The organism is Bradyrhizobium sp. Leo170, assembly GCF_004296405.1.
Classification (GTDB): Bacteria; Pseudomonadota; Alphaproteobacteria; order Rhizobiales; family Xanthobacteraceae; genus Bradyrhizobium.
The window spans coordinates 1-2152 of the sequence record NZ_PSRR01000636.1 but is presented as its reverse complement, the minus strand read 5'-3'; the positions used below and the strand labels follow the sequence as shown (position 1 = coordinate 2152).

The window sequence follows — 2152 nt, the reverse complement described above, 5'->3', positions numbered from 1 at the left end:
CACGGGTAAGCCACTCCAGACGGCATGCGGCTTCGACGGCGCTCTTGCCTTCACAGATAGCCGCCGCAACAGCTTCGATCTGGTGCTCAATCATTTTGCGGAGAGTTTCGGTACAGGACTCGTCACCCATCGTGCAGCACTCCCGTGCGGAACATTGATTATGGAATTTACGAACTTGATTGCGCGTAAACCAAAGCTGATTGAACTCACGACCTAAGCGGCGGGATCAACCCAAATGAAAGCGGTTCTCCAGCTCAAGGTCTAAGATAAGGAGCGCGCGGTGATTCGCGACGGGATGTTTCCGAGATAGCGTTTCACCTTATGTTCAACCGGTTGATTGCTCGCCGGCTTGAGCACGGAGATCGACGACCTCGATATCGGCTCTCCCGTCCCCGCGAGCGCAGCGCCCGCGTGATCGGCAAACAGCCGATGATATTTGTCGACAAGACCTTTCTGCCTTCTCCAGCCGTCGTCGCGTTGCTTGGCCGCGAGGGACCGGTCATCGAGCGTACTTCTTTTGCACGTCGGCCGGCTATCGCTGACTGCCGCAGGCGATCGTCCGGCTCGATATGCATCACGTCGATGCCTTGCGCAGCCGGCGAGTTTCTCCGTCCGCGCGTTGCGGTAAGCGTTGTGAAGTCTCGCCAACACAAACCTGCAGCGATTGCCGGAGTCCGCCACCCGATCTCCGAAAATCAGCGAGAGGGGCATCATGGCAGGGTAATGTCGGAGCACGTGGGTGCGGGCCGCGATGGAAGGCCCGCCGCCAAGCGCGCTGCGGTCGCGCAGCTGCAGGCTGTCATGGAACTGTCGGAACGGCGGGGCCTGCGATCGTCACGGCCGATCCGAAGTCGAGATGGCCGTGAACGTCTCGAAGTCCGGCAAACACTCAACGTACCGGAGGTCCTGCCGAAAAATGTTCATTACGAGCTGGACAGACTCCATTAGCAACCGCAAATCGTGTTCCGCGGTTAGATGCTCATTTCCATCGCCGCCGCGGCCGCACTGTTCGTGCTGTTGCTCTTCCTTTGTTGAGCGGTCCTTCGGCGCGGGTTCCATCCTTGTCATGCCATTGCTGGCCGCAAGCGCGGTGTTCCTCCGTCTGTGGATCACAGCCATTGAGCTCAGCATCACGCGATGCTTGCAACAAGCGAACGTCTACAATCTCGCCAAGCAAAATCCAAGCGGGCACCCGCTCGATTGTGGTCCATCGATTTCGTCTCCCAACATCGGGATCAAGGAGCATGGGTGTCGTTCGAGCGCTTCTAATTGAATAGGGTTGCAATCCGAGGTAAGCGCCATGTAAATCCATCGCGCAGCCGACGCAACGAGATGGATATGCCGAAAGACCGCCGATCGGGCCCCGATTGGAGCAGGCGGCAAGACGAACGTTCATTTGAACATCTCGAGAATTGGCCACGGTGACCGGCTCGAGATTCGAGAAGGTCCGGCGCTACAAGGGCTCTCTCATCAATACCAGCCCACCCCATCAGGATGTGAGGACACGCTGATGCTCATGAACCTGGACATACCTGTCGGTCAAAAACGTAATCCACTTCCGGCCTTTGCCGCCAGAGGCCAATGGCGCGTGTTTCTGGATCGTCTGCACGGCGAAATCACCCTGTTGTCAACATGTTATTTGACGCCCGTCATGCCCATCTCGGGGACAGAACGACCAACGTGTCTCGCACGTCGAAGACGCTCGCCATTTATCTGGCCAATCAAGGTATCCGTACCGCCAACGGGCCGCCGGTGCCGGGCATTCCTTTCCCACATCAACCGGAGAAGTTGACGAGGACGCCGGTCGTCAGCCGGCATGCGACGCCGGAGCGGCTGATCCAGGTCCGGCAAAACTGGTTGCTGACCATGGGCGCCGGTTCGACGACGCAAGCAGCCGGCGCTCCATCACCTTGAAGCTCGATCCCATCTGGGCCTCGCGGTGATAGACGAACAACCGCGGCAGGTAGGGCTCGTGCCCGCCATCCAGGCGCAGCACCTTGATCCAGGTACCGCGCCAAGCATCATGTCGAAATCGTTGTCGCCTACACACGCGAAGAAATTGTGGCGAGACCGCGCGTCGGTTCTATTGCCGCAACCAAAGCTGAACTCTGGATTTAAGACTGCGGTTTGCAGTTGCGGCTCGATCAGGATA

The 2152-nt window shown here is 58.6% G+C and carries 2 protein-coding genes and 2 pseudogenes; 3 read left to right on the top strand and 1 reads right to left on the bottom strand.

All coding sequences use genetic code 11. From position 1 onward, the window contains the following. The 3 genes and pseudogenes from CWO89_RS46635 to CWO89_RS48620 form a co-directional block, all read left to right on the top strand. On the top strand, nucleotides 1-217 hold a 217-nt coding region (locus CWO89_RS46635; RefSeq protein ID WP_165421594.1), incomplete at its 5' end, for a hypothetical protein. A 194-nt stretch (nucleotides 218-411) separates the two neighbouring features. Beyond that, entirely contained in the window at nucleotides 412-948 is a 537-nt protein-coding gene (locus CWO89_RS43420) for a hypothetical protein (RefSeq protein ID WP_130584301.1), read from the top strand. A 732-nt stretch (nucleotides 949-1680) separates the two neighbouring features. Next, nucleotides 1681-1881, top strand: a pseudogene (locus tag CWO89_RS48620) (kinase/pyrophosphorylase); the annotation flags it as partial. On the opposite strand, the pseudogene CWO89_RS48615 reads toward CWO89_RS48620, so the two are convergent. Next, nucleotides 1844-2025: pseudogene (locus CWO89_RS48615) on the bottom strand (HemJ family protein); the annotation flags it as partial. The pseudogenes CWO89_RS48620 and CWO89_RS48615 overlap by 38 nt on opposite strands. Between the last annotated feature and the right edge of the window lie 127 nt (nucleotides 2026-2152).